19 protein-coding genes and 1 pseudogene are annotated in these 20,151 nt (G+C 70.7%); 10 read left to right on the top strand and 10 right to left on the bottom strand.

Annotated elements, in window-relative coordinates; all coding sequences use genetic code 11:
• The 3 genes and pseudogenes from AC3A46_RS12225 to AC3A46_RS12215 form a co-directional block, all read right to left on the bottom strand.
• Window positions 1–798, bottom strand: a pseudogene (locus tag AC3A46_RS12225) (hypothetical protein); the annotation flags it as partial.
• Window positions 795–1,097, bottom strand: coding sequence for a hypothetical protein (locus AC3A46_RS12220; RefSeq protein WP_487665424.1), 303 nt, complete (start codon window positions 1,095–1,097; stop codon window positions 795–797). The pseudogene AC3A46_RS12225 and the gene AC3A46_RS12220, both read right to left, overlap by 4 nt.
• Window positions 1,098–1,236: 139 nt before the next feature.
• Window positions 1,237–3,789, bottom strand: a complete 2,553-nt coding sequence (locus AC3A46_RS12215) for an ExeM/NucH family extracellular endonuclease (RefSeq protein ID WP_487665423.1) — start codon at window positions 3,787–3,789, stop codon at window positions 1,237–1,239.
• Between the two features lie 230 nt (window positions 3,790–4,019).
• Between AC3A46_RS12215 and AC3A46_RS12210 the strand changes: the two genes are divergently transcribed.
• Together AC3A46_RS12210 and purB are read left to right on the top strand one after the other, a co-directional pair.
• Entirely contained in the window at window positions 4,020–4,523 is a 504-nt protein-coding gene (locus tag AC3A46_RS12210; protein ID WP_487665422.1) for a low molecular weight protein-tyrosine-phosphatase, read from the top strand.
• A 47-nt stretch (window positions 4,524–4,570) separates the two neighbouring features.
• Window positions 4,571–5,953, top strand: a complete 1,383-nt coding sequence (purB, locus tag AC3A46_RS12205) for an adenylosuccinate lyase (RefSeq protein WP_487665421.1) — start codon at window positions 4,571–4,573, stop codon at window positions 5,951–5,953.
• A 210-nt stretch (window positions 5,954–6,163) separates the two neighbouring features.
• On the opposite strand, the gene AC3A46_RS12200 is transcribed toward purB, so the two are convergent.
• From AC3A46_RS12200 to AC3A46_RS12190, 3 genes are all read right to left on the bottom strand, one after another.
• On the bottom strand, window positions 6,164–6,508 hold the full coding sequence (locus AC3A46_RS12200; protein ID WP_487665420.1) for an amino acid transporter: 345 nt from the start codon (window positions 6,506–6,508) through the stop codon (window positions 6,164–6,166).
• A complete protein-coding gene (locus AC3A46_RS12195; protein WP_487665419.1) occupies window positions 6,505–7,224 on the bottom strand; it encodes an acyl-CoA synthetase in 720 nt (239 codons plus the stop codon). The genes AC3A46_RS12200 and AC3A46_RS12195 overlap by 4 nt, the downstream gene beginning before the upstream one ends.
• Before the next feature lie 98 nt (window positions 7,225–7,322).
• Complete coding sequence (locus tag AC3A46_RS12190) at window positions 7,323–8,699, bottom strand: pyridoxal phosphate-dependent decarboxylase family protein (RefSeq protein WP_487665418.1); 1,377 nt, start codon at window positions 8,697–8,699, stop codon at window positions 7,323–7,325.
• A 124-nt stretch (window positions 8,700–8,823) separates the two neighbouring features.
• Here AC3A46_RS12190 and AC3A46_RS12185 point away from each other — a divergent pair, with 124 nt between their 5' ends.
• The 3 genes from AC3A46_RS12185 (at window position 8,824) to AC3A46_RS12175 (ending at window position 11,038) form a co-directional block, all read left to right on the top strand.
• Window positions 8,824–9,258 (top strand): Lrp/AsnC family transcriptional regulator, encoded by a 435-nt coding sequence (locus AC3A46_RS12185; RefSeq protein WP_056365707.1) that lies wholly within the window; start codon window positions 8,824–8,826, stop codon window positions 9,256–9,258.
• Window positions 9,259–9,365: 107 nt separating this feature from the next.
• Window positions 9,366–10,436, top strand: a complete 1,071-nt coding sequence (gene adhP / locus AC3A46_RS12180; protein ID WP_487665417.1) for an alcohol dehydrogenase AdhP — start codon at window positions 9,366–9,368, stop codon at window positions 10,434–10,436.
• Between the two features lie 164 nt (window positions 10,437–10,600).
• Window positions 10,601–11,038 carry a hypothetical protein gene (locus AC3A46_RS12175; protein WP_487665416.1) on the top strand — a complete coding sequence of 146 codons (438 nt, stop codon included), beginning with the start codon at window positions 10,601–10,603 and terminating at the stop codon, window positions 11,036–11,038.
• A gap of 78 nt (window positions 11,039–11,116) precedes the next feature.
• On the opposite strand, the gene AC3A46_RS12170 is transcribed toward AC3A46_RS12175, so the two are convergent.
• Window positions 11,117–11,425: an Rdx family protein gene (locus AC3A46_RS12170; protein WP_487665415.1), complete on the bottom strand. Its 309-nt coding sequence runs from the start codon at window positions 11,423–11,425 to the stop codon at window positions 11,117–11,119.
• A complete protein-coding gene (locus AC3A46_RS12165; RefSeq protein ID WP_487665414.1) occupies window positions 11,422–12,234 on the bottom strand; it encodes an alpha/beta fold hydrolase in 813 nt (270 codons plus the stop codon). The genes AC3A46_RS12170 and AC3A46_RS12165 overlap by 4 nt, the downstream gene beginning before the upstream one ends.
• 163 nt (window positions 12,235–12,397) lie before the next feature.
• Between AC3A46_RS12165 and AC3A46_RS12160 the strand changes: the two genes are divergently transcribed.
• The 3 genes from AC3A46_RS12160 (at window position 12,398) to AC3A46_RS12150 (ending at window position 14,348) form a co-directional block, all read left to right on the top strand.
• Window positions 12,398–13,237: a YrzE family protein gene (locus AC3A46_RS12160; RefSeq protein WP_487665413.1), complete on the top strand. Its 840-nt coding sequence runs from the start codon at window positions 12,398–12,400 to the stop codon at window positions 13,235–13,237.
• 41 nt (window positions 13,238–13,278) lie between these two features.
• Complete coding sequence (locus AC3A46_RS12155; protein WP_487665412.1) at window positions 13,279–13,458, top strand: CsbD family protein; 180 nt, start codon at window positions 13,279–13,281, stop codon at window positions 13,456–13,458.
• A 77-nt stretch (window positions 13,459–13,535) separates the two neighbouring features.
• Window positions 13,536–14,348: a shikimate 5-dehydrogenase gene (locus tag AC3A46_RS12150; protein WP_487665411.1), complete on the top strand. Its 813-nt coding sequence runs from the start codon at window positions 13,536–13,538 to the stop codon at window positions 14,346–14,348.
• Window positions 14,349–14,450: 102 nt separating this feature from the next.
• Here the strand turns inward: AC3A46_RS12150 and AC3A46_RS12145 are convergent, their stop codons facing one another.
• Window positions 14,451–15,386: an aldo/keto reductase gene (locus AC3A46_RS12145; protein ID WP_487665410.1), complete on the bottom strand. Its 936-nt coding sequence runs from the start codon at window positions 15,384–15,386 to the stop codon at window positions 14,451–14,453.
• A 112-nt stretch (window positions 15,387–15,498) separates the two neighbouring features.
• Between AC3A46_RS12145 and AC3A46_RS12140 the strand changes: the two genes are divergently transcribed.
• Window positions 15,499–16,386: a LysR family transcriptional regulator gene (locus AC3A46_RS12140; protein ID WP_487665409.1), complete on the top strand. Its 888-nt coding sequence runs from the start codon at window positions 15,499–15,501 to the stop codon at window positions 16,384–16,386.
• Between the two features lie 165 nt (window positions 16,387–16,551).
• Window positions 16,552–18,834: an esterase-like activity of phytase family protein gene (locus tag AC3A46_RS12135; RefSeq protein ID WP_487665408.1), complete on the top strand. Its 2,283-nt coding sequence runs from the start codon at window positions 16,552–16,554 to the stop codon at window positions 18,832–18,834.
• A 61-nt stretch (window positions 18,835–18,895) separates the two neighbouring features.
• On the opposite strand, the gene AC3A46_RS12130 is transcribed toward AC3A46_RS12135, so the two are convergent.
• On the bottom strand, window positions 18,896–20,143 hold the full coding sequence (locus tag AC3A46_RS12130) for an alpha/beta fold hydrolase (protein WP_487665407.1): 1,248 nt from the start codon (window positions 20,141–20,143) through the stop codon (window positions 18,896–18,898).
• Window positions 20,144–20,151: the final 8 nt, after the last annotated feature.

Genomic DNA, 20,151 nt, shown 5'->3' with positions numbered 1-20,151 from the left:
CGAGCTGGGCGCGGGTGTTGTCGATGACGCGCCGGCCGGCGGGCCGGCTGCGACCGGGGTCACCGTGACCGGCCCGGCCGTGCCCGAGAGCCGCGCGTTCCGAGACAGCAGCCCGGCACCCGAGAGCCCCACGACCGCTGCCCCGCCCAGCGTGAGCAGCCCCGCCGCACCGCCGACCACGACCGACCCGGGGTCGCTGACCTCGCCGCCCACTGCGACGCCCCACTGCGTCGCCTGGCGGACGAGCTCCGACGGCCACATGACGGCGCGCTCGAGCTGGGAGCCGAGGGCCATGCGCCACGCGTCGGGGTGCGCGTCGACCAGGGCTGTCATGCGGGCGTCGATGCGCCGCGCGCGGTCGGTGTCGCCCGCGAGCACGGCGGCGCGGTGCGCCGCCTCGATCTCCACCATCTCGTACGCCCACGCGGCCTGCCGCAGTGCCGCGGCGATCTCGTCGGCCTCGACCTGCACGGCATCGAGCTTCGCGGCGAGGACGGATGCTGCGGCCCGCGCATCTGCCGTGTACTCGGCGTGAGTCCCCAGCTCGGCGCGGAGCGCCTGCAGTCGCCGGCCGATCGAGCTGAGCTCCTCCCGGGAGGTGTCGAAGCGGACCGCCGCAGCCGCGAGCGTCGCGGTGTCGACGGCGACGGCGCCCCCGCCGCGGATCTGCAGGCCGTCGTCGACGCGCGGCCAGTGCTCGGCGAGGAGGCCGACGGCGCCCTCGTTCGGGCCGAGGCGCCCCACCTCCGGCGCCGGCTCCGGATCGACGAGCGGGGGTCCGGGCTTGGTGTCGCTCATCGCCCCGCCCTCGGGATGAGACCGGGGAAGGAGCCCGCGAACGCGGCGAGGTCCTGCGCCCGGCGGACGTCGTACCGGGCTGTCTCGGCCAGGCAGGCGAGGCCGGACACATCACCGGCCCACAGCATCGCCCGATCGTGGAACGCGGTCGCGGCCTTCGCCTGCCAATCGACGGCGTCGGCGAGCCCGCGGGCGACGGTCGCGGCATCCGTGATCCGGTCGATGATGCGCGCGAGCTCCCGCGCGATCTGGGCCAGGTGGTGAGAGGCCGCATCGGCGGCCGGTTCGAGCAGTGTCACCCGTCGATCGTCGCGGGGCGCGACCTTCCCGCGGCCGCCCGCGCGACGATCTGTTCACGGCGCAGCGCCCCACCCCGGATGTGGAGGAGGGGCGCCGCTCCTTTCGGAACGACGCCCCCGGGGACGGAGCGATCGCGGGCTACTTGCCCACGACCACCTCGACCGTGTCCGTCGCGGTGTTGCCCGCAGCATCCGTCGCCGTCCAGGTGAAGCGGTAGACGGCACCCTTCGCGGCCTTGACCGTGAACGTGTCGTGGTCGACCTGGGTCCACGACGCGTTCGCGCCCGAGCCGCTCGCATCGGTGAGTTCGACGGTCACCTCGCCGCGATCGTCGGTCGCGTCGATCGAGAACTGCACCGTGCGCATCTTGTTGTTCGGCGGCCAGATCGGCTCCGGGTCGGCCGTCACCTCGATGGTCGGATCCGTCGTGTCGGGCGGCGTCAGGTTGAGCCCCACGATCACCGGGTCGTGGTCGCTCGAACGGTAGGCGTCCGGCGCGTACAGCGCGTCCTGGGCCGGGAGCTTGAACGACATGTCGTAGTCGATCAGGCTCGGCTCGTCGGAGTTGATGTGCCACGACGCGACCGCCGACACGTCCGCGGTGAGCGCGGGCTGCGCGAGCGCGTAGTCGAGGTAGCCCAGCTGGCCGTCGAACACGTACGAGTACGCGTGCTCGCCGTTGAACTGCTTCTCCAGGTCGGTGAAGCCGCCCAGGGTGAACGCGTCGATCGAGTCTTCGTGGTCGTACGAGTTCAGGTCGCCGATGACGATCGCCCGACCGTCCGGAGCCACCGTCTCGTTGAGCCACTTCGTGAGCGCCGTGGCGGCCGCCGTGCGGGACGCGCTGCAGTTGCCCTGGCCGTCACCGAGGTCGGGGCTCTCGGAGCACGCCGAGCCCTTCGACTTCAGGTGGTTGACCGACACCACGAACTCCTCGTCCGTCTCCGTCGACGCGAACCGCTGCGTGACCGCGGGGCGGTGCCGCGCGTCCGACCAGGTCGGGTCGACGGCGCTCGTCATCAGCTGGTACGTCCCGACGGGTTTCACCGTCGACGGCTTGTAGATGACGGCCGTGGTGATCGCGTCCGTGCCGATCACGCCGGTGGTCACCGGCACATAGGTGCCCGCACCCACCTTCGCGTTGAGCGCGTCAGCCAGCGCCTGGACCGCGGTGCCGTTGTTCTCGATCTCGAGCAGGCCGAACACGTCGGCGTCGATCGCGGCGAGCGCCGCGACGATCTTGTCCTGCTGGCGCTGGAACTCCTCGGCCGTGTCCGCACCGCGGTAGTAGCCGTCGTCGTTCGAGTTCGTCGGCGTCGGATCGATCGAGGTGAAGTAGTTCAGCACGTTGAAGCTCGAGATCGTCAGGTCGCCGCCCACGTCGGGCACGCCCGTCCGAGCGTTGGCGACCGTGAAGTCGGCACCCTCGGTCGGCTGCACGCCCCACGTGTCGAAGCGGTAGTCCAGGACGCCGGTGGCGTTCTGGACGAGGTCGCCGCTGCGGAACGAGTGGTCGAGTGTGAAGACCGCGCCGTCCGGGTGGATGGCCGGGTCGGGGTTCTGGCTGCCGCGACCGTCGTCCAGCGTGATGCTGTTCTCGATGTTGGCGGCGGCGAGCGCGTTGGCCGCAGCCCCCGGCTCGACGACCGCGGTCGGCGTGTCGAGGCGGCCGTTGGTGAGGGTGATCGTGCCGAAGCGGCCGTACTCGAACGTCTCGCCGATCGCGAGGTTCTGCGGAAGCGTCACGTACATGCCCTCGAGCGCCTCGCGCTGCGCGTTCGTCGCCGGGAGGGTGAGCGGCGTCGCGGCGGGGAGCGCCTGGCCGGTCGCGCAGACCTCCACGTCGGCGGCGACGATCTCGGTGAGGCCGAACTGCTCCTTCACCGCGCCGGCCACGCTGACGCTGTCGCCCACGTTCACCGCCGCACCGCCGGGGGCATAGACGAAGACGCCGTCGGAGGTCGCGGGGTTGCCGTCACCGGCGTCCTGCACGTAGTACCCGTCGAAGCCACCGGTCTGGAAGTCGCCCACGACGATGCCCTCGATCAGCACGTCCTGTCCCGGGATCGGCGACGCCGCACCGGAGCCCTGGACAGAGCCGATCGTCACGGGAGTCGCCGCGCAGTCAGCCACGGGCTCGGGATCGGGGTCGGGAGGAGTGAGGTGCCAGCCGACGCCGTCGAAGGTGTCGCTGGCGTAGCCGGTCCATTCGACGGCCGGATCGAACGGGTCCGAGCCGTTCGTGTCGCCCTGCACGATGCTCGCGTTGCGGCGCAGCGTGTTGTCCATCGTCGACGCGAGCCCGGTGCCCCACTGGGAACCGGGGTCGACACCGATCTGACCGATGACGTCGACGATCTCGGTGCCCTTGACCAGGGCGACGGCGTCATTGCCGTTGAAGAGCCCGAGGTTCGCCGACTGGTCGGCCTGGGCGAGGATCGCCGCGTTGGCGAGCGCGTGGGAGAACACGAAGACATCCCCGGGGGCGACGGTGCCGGCGAGGTTGATCGTGAGGCTGACGGTGGCGCTGCCGTTGGAGTACTGCTGCAGCTTGTATCCGGCGGCGGCGAGGTCGACCGCCGTCGTGCCGGGGTTGTAGACCTCGATGGCCTTGTTGTTCGACGAGCCTTCGACGTACTCGCTGATGAACAGATCACCGGATGCTGCGGCCGCGGGCGCGGCGGATGCCACGACTCCTCCGGCGGCGAGCGCCGCGGCCGCGATCGCAGCGGCTAGGGGACGGGGTGCTGGGGACACGAGACCTCCACGGGACGACGGCGGTCTGTGGACCGCGCACTGGGGAAGGGGCGGCCTTGTCGCCGCCCCTTCGTCACAAGCTAGGCGAGCAGCATCCGTCATCGAAAGACCCTGAGAGGAGAACTCCTTAACGTTCGGTGTCCGCTCGGTCCAGAATGGAACCCATGACCGCGACCGACGCGACGCCCTTCCGCGTCGTGTTCGTGTGCACGGGGAACATCTGCCGCTCTCCGATGGCGGAGGTGGTGTTCCGGGGATTCGCGGATGCTTCGGGCCTCGGCACTCGCGTCACCTCGACGAGCGCCGGCACCGGCGACTGGCACGTCGGCGAGCAGGCCGACCGGCGCACGATCGACGCGCTGGGGCGCGCCGGCTACGACGGATCGCACCACCGCGCACGGCAGTTCACGCACTCGGACTTCGCGCGCAGCGACCTCGTGGTGGCCCTCGACCGCAGCCACGAGCGGATCCTGCGCGGATGGGCCCGCACAGAGGGCGACGCCGACAAGATCGCCCTGCTGCTGGCCTTCGACCCCTCGGCCCGCACCCTCGACGTCCCCGACCCGTACTACGCGGGCCCCGGAATGTTCGACGAGGTGCTCGGTATGATCGAGAGCGCGAGCCGGGCGCTCTTCCGGCAACTCGAACCCGCCATCCGCCCGGTGTGAAGACGCCGGATCGACGGTCGTCCTCGGCGATACCGACGGGAGCCCCCATGACCTCTCTGCCTCCGCAGCCGCTCAGTCCCCTCGACGGGCGCTACCGCCCCGCCGTCGGCGAGCTCGGCGAGTACCTCTCGGAGGCGGGCCTGAACCGCGCCCGCGTCGAGGTCGAGGTGGAGTGGGTCATCGCCCTCACGGACCGCTCGCTGTTCGGCACCTCGCCGCTCGCCGACGCCGACAAGGAGCGCCTGCGCGCGCTCTACCTCGAGTTCGGCCAGACCGAGATCGACTGGCTCGCCGAGAAGGAGTCGGTGACCCGTCACGACGTGAAGGCCGTCGAGTACCTGGTGCGAGACCGCCTCTCGACGCTCGGCCTCGACGCCATCGCCGAGCTCACGCACTTCGCGTGCACGAGCGAGGACATCAACTCGACGTCGTACGCCCTGACCGTGCAGCGCGCGGTGCAGCGCGTGTGGCTGCCCAAGCTGCGCGCCGTCATCGCCGCGCTCACCGAGCTCGCCGTGAACCACCGCGACGCCGCGATGCTGTCGCGCACGCACGGCCAGCCGGCGACGCCCTCGACCATGGGCAAGGAGCTCGGGGTGTTCGCGTGGCGCCTCGCCCGCGTCGCCGATCAGATCGAGGGCGGCGAGTACCTCGCGAAGTTCTCGGGCGCGACCGGCACGTGGTCGGCGCACCTTTCGGCCGCGCCGGACGTGGACTGGCCCGAGGTCTCCCGCGCGTTCATCGAGGGCCTGGGGCTGGACTTCAACATCCTCACGACCCAGATCGAGTCGCACGACTGGCAGGTCGAGCTCTACGACCGCGTGCGTCACGCCGGCGGCGTCCTGCACAACCTCGCGACGGACATCTGGACCTACATCTCGATCGGCTACTTCACGCAGATCCCGGTGGCCGGCGCCACCGGCTCGTCGACGATGCCGCACAAGATCAACCCCATCCGTTTCGAGAACGCCGAGGCGAACCTCGAGATCTCGGGGGGCCTCCTCGCGACCCTCTCCCAGACGCTCGTCACGAGCCGCCTGCAGCGCGACCTCACCGACTCGACGACGCAGCGCAACATCGGCGTCGCGTTCGGGCACTCGCTGCTCGCGCTCGACAACCTGCAGCGCGGTCTCAAGGAGATCTCCCTCGCCGAGGACGTGCTGCTGGCCGACCTCGACCAGAACTGGGAAGTGCTGGCCGAGGCCATCCAGACGGTCGTGCGCGCCGAGATCGCGGCCGGGCGCTCGCAGATCAGCGACCCGTACGCGCTCCTCAAGGACCTCACCCGCGGCCGCCGCGTCGGCGCCCCCGAGCTCGCCGAGTTCGTACGCGGCCTCGACATCGGCGACGAGGCCAAGGAGCGCCTGCTCGCGCTCACGCCCGCGACCTACGACGGCCTCGCCTCACAGTTGGTCGACGAGCTGGGCTGACCGCTCCGGTCCGCGCGGCCGCACCGCAGTCCGACGTGGCCCCCGTGGAGGGCGCCGCACTCAACCTCGGATCCGCAGGAGCGGATGTTCGCCGTGACACGCCGGGCGGCAGCATCCGTCACCGGCGAGTCGCTCGTCACGTCCGCACCGGCGGATCCGATTCTGTGGCCGGACCCCGCGGGGCGGACGGTTCGAAGTCGGTCCTCGGGTTCAGGCCTTCGGGTCGCCGGATGCTGCGGCATCCGGCTTCTCGTCCTGCTCCGGCTCGTCGGAGTTCTCGTCGAAGAGCACCGGCTTGTCGATCTGCTTGGTCACCTGGGCGGGGTCGACCGCCAGGAGGAGCAGCGACACGATCAGCAGCACCGCGATGAAGCTGATGCCGGCGATGACGAGCGCCGTGACGACCGCGCGCTCCGCCTCGCCGGCGGCGCGCTGCTGGAAGAAGCCCATCGACACGAGCGTCACGATGCCCGCGAACAGAGCGGCCGCGAAGGCCAGCCCGAGCAGCTGCAGGGGCTTCATGAGGTCGCGGCGGGTGGGGCTTTCGTGGCTCACGCGGAGTCCTTCTGGGGGGTGGGGTCGGCGGACGCGGACGCCTCCGCCGTGACGCCGGGGGTCTCGGCCGGGCGCGGCGAGAAGCCGGCGATGCCGAGGTACACGGCGACGATCGCGGCGTAGCCGCCGAACAGGCCGACGCCGATCGTGATGCCGGTCAGGGTGAACGTCGCCTGGGCCTCTTCGATCGTGTAGTCCAGTGCGTACGCGGGCTGCACGAACAGCAGCGCGATGCCGAGGAGGATCGTCAGGGCGCCCACGACGGCAGCATCGCGGCTCTCCGAGCGCGGACCGACGAGCGCGGCGGGCCGCGCGTCGGCCACACCCGGCGCGATCTCGCGGCGCTCGCGCCGGCCGCGGATGCCGCGCCAGCCCGCGACGAGCTCGATCACGCCGCTGATGAGTGCCCACGCGATCACGACGACGAAGTACCCCGTGACGGTGCGGAACGGGTGGAGGCCGCTCGCCATGCCCGCGACGATGGCGACGCCGCCGAGCGCGGCCGACGGCCACCGGAGCCCCTTCGGGTAGACCAGCCACACCGCGAGCAGCAGCACGAGGCCGGTCGCGATCGCGAAACCGCTGAACACCGAGCTGCCGACCAAGGCGGAGTGGTCGGGCGAGAACGTGATCATGAGTGCCGCGAGCGCCGCGAATGCGGCGCGTGCGAGCTGCACGTGGCGCACGGCGAACGTGCGGGAATCGGCTGAGGTCACGGTGATCCTGCGGAGCGGCGGGTTCTCAAGGATGAGAACGGATGCTCCCAGTCTACGTGCGTGGAGCCTGGGAGCTTCCGGGCGCCCCGTCGGCTGCCTCAGTCGAGGGTGTCGAGGATCGCGGTGAGCAGCTCGAACGTCGTCAGCGGCGAGATGATCGCGAACCGCAGCACGGGTTCGCCGGCATGCGAGCTCGGCACGACGAACGCGTGCTGCTCTTCGAGGAGCCTGCTCGACCACGCCTCGTAGTCGGCGAGCGTCCAGCCCTCGCGGCGGAACACCACGACCGACAGCTGCGGGTCGCGCACGAGCGAGAGGCCCTCGCGCGACTCGATCTCGTCGGCGATACGGCGCGCGAGGTCGATGCCGTACGCGATCGTGGCGCGGTACTGCTCGGTGCCGTGGGTCGCGAGCGAGAACCACATCGGCAGGCCTCGTGCCCGGCGGGTGAGCTGGATCGCAAGGTCGGACGGGTTCCAGTCCGGCTTGCCGGTGAGGGTGTCGAGGTACTCGGCCTTCTGGGTGTGCGCCGACAGGGCGAGTGCGGGCTCCCGGTAGATGAGAGCACACGCGTCGAAGGGCGCGAACAGCCACTTGTGAGGGTCGACGATGACCGAGTCCGCGAGCTCGACCCCCGCGAAGACGGGCCGCATGCTCTCCACGAGCATCGCCGCGAGGCCGTAGGCGCCGTCGACGTGGAACCAGATGCCGCGCTCGCGCGCGACGGCCCCGACGCTCGCGATGTCGTCGACGATGCCGAAGTTGGTCGTGCCGCCGGTGGCGACCACCGCGAATACGGCGTCTCCGTGCTCGTCGAGCACGCGGGCGACGGCGTCGCCGTGCAGGCGCCCGTTCGCATCCACCTCGGCCGTCGCCACGTCGACGTCCATGACGGCCGCCGCCGAGGCGATCGACGAGTGGGCCTCGGCGCTGCACACGACGACCCACCGGGGCGGGGCCTGGCGCCCCTCGTCCGCCGCACGGCGGCGCGCAGCATCCCGAGCCGTCACCAGAGCCGAGAGGTTGCCGATCGTGCCGCCCTGCACGAACACGCCGCCCGCGCCCGCCGGCAGGCCGAACTCCCTCGCGAGCCAGTGCAGCACCTCGTTCTCGGCGAACACCGCGCCGGCACCCTCGACCCATGACCCTGCGTAGATGGCGGATGCGGAGACCACGACGTCGAACGCGAGCGAGGCCTTGGTCGGCGCCGAGGGGATGAACGAGAGGTACCCGGGGTGGTCCGTCGACACGCACGCCGGGGCGAGGACGTTCTCGAAGAGCGCGATCGCGCGCCGCGAGCCGATGCCCTCGGGGGTGATCGAACCGGACGCCAGACGCTCCAGGTCGCGCGGGGTCATCGGCTTGTCGAGCGGCACGTCTTCGTAGAGGGCCCGGCGCCGCGCGTACTCCAGCACGTCCTCGACGGTGTGGCGGGTGTCAGGCGAGATGCGGTGCATGTCTTCAGGCGCGGTCACGGTGAGTCCTTCCAGAGGTGGCGTGGCCAGGCTATGCGCGTACCAGTGCGCCTTTCAATCAGCATCTCGCGTCAATTCGGTGACCCGATACGCATTCTGCGTATAGACGGGGTACATTATGTGCATGGTGGCTCCGCTGGATGACCTCGACCGTCGCCTGATCTCGCTGCTCCGCGCGAACGGCCGAGAGTCGGTGGTTCGGCTCGCGGAGCGGCTCGGCGTCACGCGCACGACCGTGAACAAGCGCATCGAGCGGCTCGTCGAATCGGGCGTCATCGCCGGCTTCTCGGTGCGCCTGCACGATGTCGCGAGCGACTCCGCCGTACGCGCGATCACGCTGGTCGCCGTCGAGGGACACGACGCGCGGGACGCGATCCGTCAGCTGCGAGGCATCCCTCAGATCGCGGCACTGCATACGACCAACGGTCGCTGGGATCTCGTGGCCGAGCTCAGCTGCGAGAGCCTCGGCGACCTCGACGGCGCCCTCGCGGCGATCCGCAGCACCGCGGGCGTGCGGGACAGCGAGACGAGCATCCTCCTGAGCTCGGCCGTCGCCTGAGGTCAGGGGAGCGGGACGACCGCGCCCGACCGCAACGTCGTGCAACGTACGCGGGCCTAGCGTCGGATCAGAGGGCGGCGAACGCCCGCCCCAGGGAAGTGATATCGATGACGATCCTGACCGACTCGCACGCAGCACACGGCACCGCGACCCCCACCGGCACGATGCGCGCAGCCGTGGTCACCGCGCCCGACCGGCCTCTCGATGTGCGCGACGTGCCCATCCCCACCGCCGGCCCCGGCCAGGCGCTCGTCAAGGTGCTGACCACCGGCGTGTGCCATACCGACCTCCACGCCGCCCGCGGCGACTGGCCGGTCGCCCCGAAGTCCGACCTCATCCCCGGGCACGAGGGGTACGGCCGCGTCGTCGCCCTCGGCGAGGGCGTCACGACGCTCGCGGTCGGCGATCTCGTCGGCAACGCGTGGCTCTGGAGCGCCTGCGGCGTCTGCGAGTTCTGCCGCACCGGGTGGGAGACGCTGTGCCCCGACCAGCAGAACGGCGGGTACTCGGTCGACGGCAGCTTCGGCGAGTACATGCTCGTGGACGAGCGCTTCGCCGCCCGCATCCCCGACGGTGCCGACCCCGTCGAGGTCGCGCCGATCCTGTGCGCCGGCGTCACCGTCTACAAGGGACTCAAGATGACCGAGGCGCGTCCGGGCGAGTGGGTCGTGATCTCGGGCATCGGCGGACTCGGCCACATCGCGGTCCAGTACGCCCGCGCGATGGGCCTGCGGGTCGCCGCCGTCGACATCGACGACGCCAAGCTCGAGCTCGCCCGGCGGCACGGCGCCGAGCTGACGGTCAACGCGCTCACGCAGGACCCGGCCGCCGTCGTCCAGGAGCGCACCGGCGGCGCGCACGGCGTGCTCGTCACCGCCGTGCACCCGAAGGCCTTCGGCCAGGCGCTGGGCGTCGCCCGCCGCGGCGCGACGATCGTCTTCAACGGCCTCCCGCCCGGCGACTTCCCCGCCGACATCTTCGACATCGTGCTCCGCGCGATCACGATCCGCGGATCCATCGTCGGCACGCGCCAGGACATGATCGAGGCCCTCGACTTCTACGCGCGCGGCCAGATCCACCCGACCGTCGCGGTCGAGTCGATCGACGACGTCAACGACATCTTCGAGCGCATGGAGCACGGCCAGATCGACGGCCGCATCGTGATGCAGTTCGAGTGACGCCGAGCAGGTGTCGCGGGAGCGCAGGGGCGGGGCGGATGCCTCGCCCCTGCGTCGTGCACGTCGCGACGATCCAGCAGGAATGGAGAAGTGCCGCCGAATCGCCCTGGGTAGCGTGAGGATCACGGGACGCGGAGGCGCCCACGAGCGTGAGGAGGAGCATCATGGCGAAGACGGCATCGGACGGCCTGTCGCAGGAGGAGCGCGAGGCGGTCAAGAATCGCGCGAAGGAGCTGCGCGACCAGGCCAAGGCGGGCAAGAGCCGCGAAGCGGGCACCAAGGAGGTCCTCGAGGCGATCGAGAAGCTCGACGGCACCGACCGGCAGATCGCCGAGGGCCTGCACAAGGTGGTCGGCGAGGTCGCCCCCGACCTCGTGCCGAAGACCTTCTACGGCTTCCCCGCGTACGCGAACGCAGCCGGCAAGGTCGTGGTCTTCACGCAGCCGGCCTCGAAGTTCAAGACGCGCTACGCGACCATCCAGTTCGACGAGAGCGCCCACCTCGACGACGGCGACTTCTGGTCGACGGGGTTCGCGGTGCTCGCCTGGACGCCCGCGGTCGAGAAGAAGATCACCGAGCTCGTCGCCACGGCGGTGGCCTGAGGCCGGTACCGCCAGCGCACCGCGGGGCGCAGCATCCGTCATCGACACGGATGCTGCGCCCCGCCGTCGTGCGCGAGGTCAGCGGTCGGGGTCGGCCGGCGCCGGAGCGGCGCGATCGGCGTGGCCGAGGGCCCGGTCCGGGGCGATGCGGTCGCGTACGCGGCGCTTCAGGGCGACGATGTCGGGGAAGCCGCCGTCGGCCTTGCGGGACCAGACGAGCTCATCGTCGGCGTAGACCTCGAAGATCCCGCCGGTGCCCGGCTCGAGCGTCGCGCCGCCGCCCATGAGCTCGTCCTGGAAGGTGGTGAGGAGCTCCTGTGCGACCCATGCTGCGCGGAGCATCCACGCGCACTGGGTGCAGTAGACGACGCGGATGTGATGGCTCATGCGCCTGTCCCGTCGGCCGCCAGGAACTCCTCGGCCGCATCGCGGAAGGCGCGCGAGCCGGGGGCGTTGAAGTGGTGCCGCCCCGGGATCTCGATGAACCGGCCGTTCGGCGCCGTCGCGGCGAGTGTCCGCGAGCGCTCGAGGATCGCGTCCTCCACACCCGTCGCGAACAGCACCGGCTGGCGCGGGGGCCGCTCCGGGTCGGGGTCGGCGTCGCCGAACCGCATGCCCTCGGCGAGCGCGATCAGGGCGCGCAGATCGTTGTCGGGCACACGCTCGGCGAGCTTCACGTAGTTCTGGGTGACCGGATCCTCGACGGGTATGCCCTTCTCGGCATACGCGCGCGCCTGCTCGATGCGCAGCCGCCCGAGCGGGCGTCCGTCGGGGATGCCGCCCAGCACGGCGCGACTCACGTGCTCGGGTGCGTCGACGGCGAGCTGCCAGCCGACACGGGCACCGAGCGAGTAGCCGACGTAGCGGACGTCGTCGACGAGATACGTGTCGAGCACGGCGATGAGGTCGCCGACGAAGGCGCTCATGGAGTAGGCGACGGGGTCATCGGGCTTGTCGCTCGCGCCGTGGCCGCGCTGATCGACGCCGATGACGCGATATCCGGCGGCGGTGAGCATGCGCACCCAGCCGGTCTCGACCCAGTTGTCGCGGCAGCTCGACGCGAAGCCGTGGACGCACAGCACGGTGTCGGCGTCGGGATCGCCCCAGGCGTACGTCGCGAGCTGGTACCCCTCGGCAGACATGATGTAGCTCGGCGGCGGCATCTCGGTGCGCAGGATCGGGGCGGCGGCATCCATATCGCCATTCTGCTCCCGCGCCCGCGTCCTCAGCCGCACCAGAGCGCCCGAGAGGAGTTCCCAGTCCTTTCCCCCCGGGCGGAAAGGCCGGACAGGTTACCTCGCGCCGCGCGGGATATCAACCGGGCTGAGGGTACGGACGTGCTCCGCATACGTTCGCCTCATGAGCACCGACAACCGCGACTACCGCACGACGGACCCGCGGAGGACCGACGCGGACCTGGATCGTGATCGCGATCTCACCCGCGACCCCGATGCCGACCGCACCCGTCCCCTCGACACGGATCCCCGCACCGACACCGCCCGCGACGCCGACGTGGTGCGCGATCGCGACGGCGACGGCGTACCGGACGCCCAGGAGGCGCGTCGCGCCCGTGATGTCGACAGCGCCACCGACACACGCGAGGCGTCGCTGCGCGAGGTCGTCGTCGCTCGCGAGCGCGAGCGCTTCGGAGGGATCAAGTTCGGCAGCGCCTTCTTCGGCTGGCTCACGGCACTGGGTGCACTCGTGGCGCTGACGGCCGTGGTCGCCGCGATCGGCGCTGCCACCGGACTCACCTCGCCTCAGGCGGTCGACGACGCCGCCGAAGCCGCGACCGGGAACGTGGGCGCGGCGACCATCATCGGAGCGATCGCCATCGCGATCGTGCTGTTCATCGCCTACTTCGCCGGAGGTTACGTCGCCGGCCGCATGGCGCGGTTCAGCGGCGCCAAGCAGGGCTTCGCAGTGTGGCTGTGGGCGATCCTCATCGCGATCGTCGTCGCGGTGATCACTCTGATCGCCGGCAGCCAGTGGGACATCCTCGCGAACGTCGACATCTTCCCGCGCATCCCGGTGACCGCCGACACGGCGACCCTCACCGGCATCCTCACCGCCATCGGCGCCGCCGTGATCACGCTCGTCGCCGCGGTCCTGGGCGGAATGGCGGGCATGAGCTACCACCGCCGCGTCGACCGCGTCGGACTGGACGGTGTGGGCCGTGTCGACCGCGCCCGCTCTTGAGCCTCGCCCTATGAAAGCCAACGAAGAGAAGGGGATCCGCCATGGGTCTGGATGACGACATCAAGCACAATGCCGAAGACGTGAAGGGCAAGGTGAAGGAGAAGGTCGGCGACGCGACCGACAACGAGAGGCTGCAGGCCGAAGGCGTGGCGGATCAAGCCAGCGCCAAGATGAAGAAGGCCGGCGACGACATCAAGGACGCGGTCACCGACGACCGCTGATCTGCCGACGACGATGCCCCGGGAGCCCTGCGGCCCCGGGGCATCGTCGTGCGTCGGCGGCGGGGCACAATGGCACCGTGCCCATTCTGAACAAGGACATGGTCCTCTGCATCTCCCTTGCCGCACGCCCCTCCAACATCGGCACGAGATTCCACAACTTCCTCTACGACGAGCTCGGGCTGAACTTCATCTACAAGGCGTTCACGACGAACGACATCGAGGCCGCGATCGGCGGGGTGCGGGCGCTCGGCATCCGCGGGTGCTCGGTGTCGATGCCGTTCAAAGAGGCCGTGATCCCGCTCGTCGACGAGATCGAGCCGTCCGCCGCGGCGATCGAGTCCGTGAACACGATCGTCAACGAGGGCGGTCGCCTCGTCGCGTCGAACACCGACTACGAGGCGGTGGCAGAGCTGCTCGAGCGGCATGCCGTCGACCCCTCGCTCCCCGTGCTGGTGCGCGGATCAGGTGGCATGGGCAAGGCGGTCGTCGCGGCGTTCCGCGGCGCGGGCTTCGACGACGTCACCGTGGTCGCGCGCAACGCCGCGGCGGGCGCGCAGATCGCCGAGAAGTACGGCTACCGCAGCACCACGACCGATCCGGCGCCCGGGCACGCGGTGCTGGTCAACGTCACCCCGCTGGGCATGGCCGGGCCCGACGCCGACGTCCTGTCGTTCTCACAGGCGCACCTCGACGCGGCGCAGGCCGTGTTCGACGTCGTCGCCTACCCCGCCGAGACCCCGCTGATCCGGGCGGCGCGGAGCGGCGGCATGCCGGTCATCACGGGTGCCGAGGTGATCGCATTGCAGGCGGCCCGGCAGTTCGAGCGGTACACCGGCGTCACGCCGACGCTCGACCAGGTCCAGCGCGCCTCGGAGTTCTCGCGACAGTGAGCCTGCCCGCTTTCGACGGCGAACCAGAGGACTTCCGCCGAGACCGAGGGTGAGGTCCCCGGTCTCGGCGGACTCGCCGTGTCTCGGTGGCCCAGGGCCGTGTCAGGGCACGCGGTAGCCCGCGGCCCGGAACAGCTCGTACCACTCGGCGCGGGTGAGCGGGATCTCGGACCCCTCAGCGGCACCGCTCACGCGCTCGGGGCTCGTCGTTCCGAGCACCACCTGCATGCGCGCCGGGTGGCGCGTGATCCACGCCACCGCGATCGCGATCGGCGGCACGTCGTACTTCCGCGCGAGACGGTCGATCGCCGCATTGAGCTCGGGGTAGTCGGGCGAGTCGAGGAACACGCCGGTGAAGAAGCCCGCCTGGAACGGCGACCAGGCCTGCACCGCGATGTCGTGCAGGCGGCAGTAGTCGATGATCCCGCCGCCGTCGAGCGTGAGGGACTGCTCCTCACCGTGCATGTTCGCGGCGACGCCCTGCGCGATGGTCGGAGCGTGGGTGATCGACAGCTGGATCTGGTTCGCGACGATGGGCTGGCGTACCGACTTCTTCAGCAGATCGATCTGGCGCGGGGTGTGGTTCGAGACGCCGAACGCCCGCACCTTGCCCGCCGCCTCGAGCTCGTCGAACGCCCGCGCGACCTCGTCGGGCTCGACCAGGGCGTCGGGCCGGTGCAGCAGCAGGACGTCGATGTAGTCGGTGTCGAGCGCACGCAGCGACCCCTCCACCGACTCGACGATGTGCTCGTACGAGAAGTCGAAGTACGGCCCGTCGCCGACGATGCCGGCCTTGGTCTGGATGGTGATCTGCGCGCGCTCGGAGGACGAGAGTCGCATCGCCTCGGCGAAGCGGAGCTCACAGCCGTGCAGAGAGCTGCCGTAGATGTCGGCGTGGTCGAAGAAGTCGATGCCCGCGTCGCGCGCGGTGCGGATCAGCGTGCGCACGGCGTCGTCGTCGAGGTCCTGGATGCGCATGAGGCCGAGCACCACGTTGGGTGCCGGACGCTCGACGCCGGTGAGTTCGATGGTCTTCATTGGTCCGCTCTCGGGTCGGGTCGGTACTGCAGGGTCCACGTTAGGCACCGCCCACAAAGAAGTCCAACAACTTTATATTCTGCGATTGAGAATCGAAGCGAATGGATACGCCATGGAGCACCGCCAGCTGGAGTACTTGGTCACCCTCACTGAGGAGCGGCATTTCACCCGCGCCGCAGAGCGATGCCGCGTCTCTCAGTCCGGGCTGTCGGCGGCGATCCGCCGGCTCGAGCAGGAGCTCGACGCGAAGCTCTTCGAGAGGACCACGCGCTCTGTCGAGCCGACGCCGGCCGCGCTCGCGCTCCTGCCGCACGCCCGCGAGATCCTCGCCCAGACGGCCGCGGGACGGGATGCCGTCGTCCGCGCGTCGCACCAGCTCGCCGGCTCGCTGCGCATCGGCGCCGAGCAGTGCCTGGGGGCACTCGACGTGAACCTGCTCCTCGAGCGGTTCCACCGCCGCCACCCCGCCGTCGACATCCAGTTCGTGCAGGCGGGATCGCATCAGCTGGTCGACCATGTCGCGGCCGGCGAGCTGGACGTCGCCTTCGTCGCCAGCGCGGACCCCACGCCGGTGCCGGCCGTGGCGGAGCTCGCGCGGATCCCCCTCGTGCTCATCGTCCCGCCCGCCCACCCGCTGGCCGAGCGTCCGGTGTCGCGGTGGAGGGACCTCCGCGACGCCGACTTCGTGGACTTCCGGCCGGCGTGGGCGCTGCGCACGATCAACGACGACGCGTTCCAGCGGCACGGCGTCGAGCGGCGGGTGCGCTGCAGCGTCGACGACGTGCACACGCTGCTCGACCTCGTCGTGCGCGGGCTCGGCGTCGCGATCGTGCCGCAGCACGTCGCGAACAAGCCCCAGGCGAAGGGCCTGGTCGCCCTGCCGGTCCCCTCCGGCGCGCCGGAGTGGATCGTGTCGACCCTCATCGCGGGCACCGCGTCGCTGGCACCCCGCCTGCTCGAGATCCTCGACGAGGAGCGTGCAGAAGCCGAGGCCGCATGACCGTCGTACTGGTCGATGGTGAGAGCGATCGGATCATTCTCATCCGTCGTCCGTTCGTGTGTGAGACCGTTCTCACGCGCCGCTTGCCACCCGTTCACCGGGCCGTCGCGGAGTGGTCGGCGATCGGTCAGCATACGGCCGAGCGGCCCCGGTTGCGTCGAGGGCATGAGTCGAATCCCCACACGACGCGTCCTGCCGCGCCTTCTCGCCGCGGCAGCAGCGACGGCCACCGCCGTCGCCCTCCTCCCCACCTCCGCCGCCTTCGCCCAGCCGGTCGCCACCGCGTCCGGTGACTCGCAGTCGCCGTACGTGCAGACGCACGTGCCGACGCTCGTCGCACGGGCCACTCTGTCGGCCGACCACCTCGAACCGGGCCCGGCGTCGGGCGCCCTGGCCAGCTCCGCCAACGGCCGCACCGGCCCGTGGCCTGGGCAGGTCATCCCCGGCTTCTCTGCCGCGATCGACAACGGCGACGGCACGTTCTGGGCTCAGCCCGACAATGGCTTCGGCGCCAAGGGCAACTCGGCTGACTTCCTGCTGCGCAACTACCTCGTGCGTCCCGCGTGGCAGACGGCCACCGGGGGCGCGGGCGAGATCCAGATCGAGCGGTTCGTGTCGTACAACGACCGCAACCACGTGCTCGACTTCCCGATCGTGAACGACGGCACCGCCGAGCGCCTCCTCACCGGCGCCGACTTCGACATCGAGTCCGTCGTCAGGGCCAAGGACGGCACCTTCTGGGTCGGCGAGGAGTTCGGCCCGTTCCTGCTGCACTTCGACGCCGAGGGCACGCTGCTCGAGAAGCCCTACGCGCTCGACGGCGCGAAGTCTCCGCAGAACCCGTACCTGCAGTCCGGCGAGACGCCGCGCGTGCGCGCCAGCCGTGGCTTCGAGGCCCTCGCCGCCTCGGTGAACGGGCGCTACCTCTACCCGGTGGTCGAGGGCTCGTACGCAGACGACAGCGACCTGCGCCGCCGCGAGATCCTCGAGTTCGACACACGCGCCGGCGCCTACACCGGCCGCACGTGGAGCTACCAGACCGACCAGGAGCCGAACGTCATCGGCGATGCCTTCACCGTGAAGAACGACGTTCTCCTGCTCATCGAGCGCGACGACTTCGAGGGCGAGCAGGCCGTCACCAAGCGGGTCTACCAGGTCGACCTGCGGCGCACCGACGCCGAGGGCTACCTCGAGAAGACTCTCGTGCTCGACGCGCTGCGCATCGCCAACCCGCACGGTATCGGCGCAGGCGACGGATACGGCACCGGCGAGATCTACTCGCTGCCCGTGCAGTCGTTCGAGACCGTCGTGCAGCTGAAGGACGGCAGCCTGCTCATCGGGAACGACAACAACTACCCCGGCAACGATGCGCGCATCCCCGGTACCCCCGACGACACCGAGTTCGCGATCATCGACCTCGACAAGACGAAGATCGAGCCGTCGACGGTCAGCCTCATCGGTCACCGCGGTGCCAGCGGCTCGCGCCCGGAGCACACCCTCGCGGCGTACGAGACGGCGATCGTCCAGTGCGCCGACTACATCGAGCCGGACGTCGTCTCCACGAAGGACGGCGTGCTGGTCGCGCGTCACGAGAACGAGATCGGCGGGACGACGGATGTCGCGTCACACCCCGAGTTCGCCGCCCGCAAGACCACGAAGCTCATCGACGGCGTCTCGGTGACGGGCTGGTTCACGGAGGACTTCACCTTCGCCGAGCTGCGCACCCTCCGCGCGAAGGAGCGCCTGCCCCAGACGCGTCCCGCGAACACCGCGTTCGACGGGCTCTACGTCATCCCGACGCTCGACGAGGTCATGGACCTCGCTCGCCACTCGGTGAGCTGCGACGGCCGGCCCGTCGGCGTGTACCCCGAGACGAAGCATCCGTCGTACTTCGACTCGATCGGGCTGTCGCTGGAGGAGCCGCTCGTGGCGGCCCTGAAGGCGAACGGACTCGACCGCGCGAACGCGCCGGTGATCCTGCAGAGCTTCGAGACCGCGAACCTGCGCGACCTCGACGGGATGACCGACGTCACGCTCGCCCAGCTCGTGAACGGGTCGGGGCGCCCGTACGACTTCACGCTCGCGGGCGACGCGCGCACCTACAAGGATCTGGTGACTCCGGCCGGCCTCGCCGAGATCGCGACCTACGCCGACGGCGTGGGCCTCGAGAAGTCCGTCATGATCCCGCGCACGGCCGACGGCCGCCTCGGCACGCCCACCGCGGTCATCGCCGACGCGCACGCCGCGGGGCTCACGGTGCACGGCTGGACGTTCCGGGCCGAGAACCAGTTCCTGCCCGCCGACTTCCGCTCCAGCGCCGACCCCGCCGCCTACGGCGACCTGGACGGTGAGATCCGCGCGTTCGTCGCCGCCGGCATGGACGGCGTCTTCAGCGACCACCCCGGCATCGCCGCGGTGACCATCGACACGGTGACGCTCGCGGGCTGAGCCGTACGGCACCGCCTCCTCGGGCGGGGGATGCTGCGGCGTCCCCCGCCCTTCGCGCGGGTCAGCGCACGCGGCGGCCGTGCGCGAGGTCGATGAGGCGCGAGAGCACGTCGCCGGCGCGCAGGCCGTTGTGCTCGTGCTCGCTCGTGATCCACGGGGTCACGCCCGGCAGGAGCCGTGCCGTCTGCATCGAGAACTCGAACGGCACATAGACGTCGTTGACGTACACCGCGGCGGCGCCGCGCACGCCGGACGCGGCGAGCGCGTCGGCGTCGTAGAGCGACGGCCACTCGAACTCGGCGAGCGCGAGCGTCACATCGCGCCACGGCTGGAACCCGGGCACCGTGTCGAGCCACTCCCGGCGCACGTGCTCGCCCGTGAAGAGCGTCGGGTCTTCGCGGAAGTCGGCCGGTTCGGTGCGCTCGGCCGACCACCGCGTGGCGTGGCCGTCGGCATAGCTGGACTCGTGGAACACGTAATACAGCGGGTTGCGGGCACTGAACGGCATCGCCGCGGCGAGGTCGTGGCGGAAGGCGTTCGATCGCGGATCGCGTTCGAGCAGACCCCACAGCGTCTGCCAGCCGTCGTTGAGGCCGAGCGCCGAACCCACCGAGCGCACACGCGAGACCGAGGCGACCTCGCCGCCGGGCAGCACGAGCTCGCCGTCGACCGCGAGGTCGATCACGCGCCGCATCGCGTCGCGATGAGCAGGGAAGCGGCGGTAGTACTTCTCCGACTCGTCGCGCATCTTGTCGTACGTCACGGCGTAGACGTCGTCGGGGTGGCGGCCCACGGCACTCAGACCGCCGGTGATGTAGACGTGCTCGAGGGACGCGGCATCGGTCGAGAGATACGCCAGGGTGGTGAACCCGCCGAAGGACTGGCCCAGCACGCTCCACCGCTCGGCGCCCAGGTGCTGGCGCACCGCCTCGCAGTCGCGCACGATCGCGTCGGCGCGCAGATGCGTGATGTACTCGGCGAGCGCGGACGCGTCGCGCTCGAGGTCGTCGTCGCCGACGGGCGTCGAAAGCCCTGTGCCGCGCTGGTCGAGCAGCACGACCCGGTAGTGCTCGAGCGCCGCGTCGAGCCACGACGGCCCCGACGGCGAGTGGAAGGCGCGCGGCGCCTCGTGACCCGGTCCGCCCTGCAGGAACACCAGATACGGCAGCCTCTCGCCGCCCTCCCGCGTGACGACCGCCGCGTGGACGTCGATCGTACGGGCGTCTGCCGGATCACCCCACACCAGGGGCACCGTGAGGACGTGGTCGTCGATGGTCAGATCCTGCATGCGGCGCGTCGTCACGGACATGGCAACGA

It is taken from the genome of Microbacterium sp. Soil_C_42 (assembly GCF_057656735.1).
This window is presented reverse-complemented; position numbering and strand designations above follow the sequence as displayed.